Annotated in this window: 1 protein-coding gene; it reads right to left on the reverse strand. The window is 63.5% G+C overall.

Annotation, left to right across the window (positions count from 1 at the left end):
* Window positions 1-890 (reverse strand): calcium-binding protein (locus ACODTW_RS28255; protein WP_488949552.1); only part of this gene is annotated, 890 nt, incomplete at both ends.

Below are 890 nucleotides of genomic sequence, written 5' to 3' on the forward strand. Positions count from 1 at the left end.
GCGGCTGTGCCGCCCGTGGGGCTGTATGGGGGGCTGAAATTGTCGGTGGTCAGGCTGGTCGCGGTGACATTCTGCAAACGCAGCAGGGCCGTGGGGGCATAGCCCGTACCGGTGCCGTCGCGGTCATAGATGACCAGCGTGTCGGCGCCGGTCTGCAACAGTTGCACAAAGCCGGCGGTGAAGGGGTTGCCGCCGGTATAGGCGGTGATTTCCGTCAGCAGGCCATTCAGGTCGACCATGTCGCCGCCGGACCCGGCGGTGAAGTCGGTGACCAGGGTGGGGGTGGACGCGGAATAATTGCCGATCCCCGACTCCAGGGCGTACCTGTCCTGTCCGCCGCCGCCGGTGATGGTGGCGGTCGTCCTCGTCAGGAAGATGATGTCGTTGCCGGCCCCGGCATCGACCGTGACCCCGGTACCCAGAATGTGGACCGTGTCGTTGCCGGCCCCGCCTTCCGCCAGATCGCTTCTGGAAGCCCATAACAGGTCGTCGCCATCGCCACCCCGCAGGGTGTTCAAAGAGTCGGCATAATTATCCCAGCTATAATCGCCATATAGTTGATCATTGCCGCCGCCCCCTTCCAGCAGATCGGTCCCGGGAGCACCGGTGAGGATGTCGTTGCCGTCGCCACCGATCAGGGTGTCGTTGCCGCTGCTGCCCCTGAGAGTGTCATTGCCGACATCCCCCTGAAGGGTCCCGGCACCTTCTATGTAATCACTGCCAGACCCGCCCAGCAGCAGGTTGTTGCCACTGAAATCCCACAAATAATCATCGCTGTCCCCGCCGGCCAGTGTGTCATTGCCACCCTCGCCGGACAGATTGTCATAGCCCGACCCGCCATCCAGGCTGTCATTGCCAAAGCCGCCGGACAGCGTGTCATTGCCGTCCTG

Source organism: Niveispirillum sp. FG148, assembly GCF_057809655.1.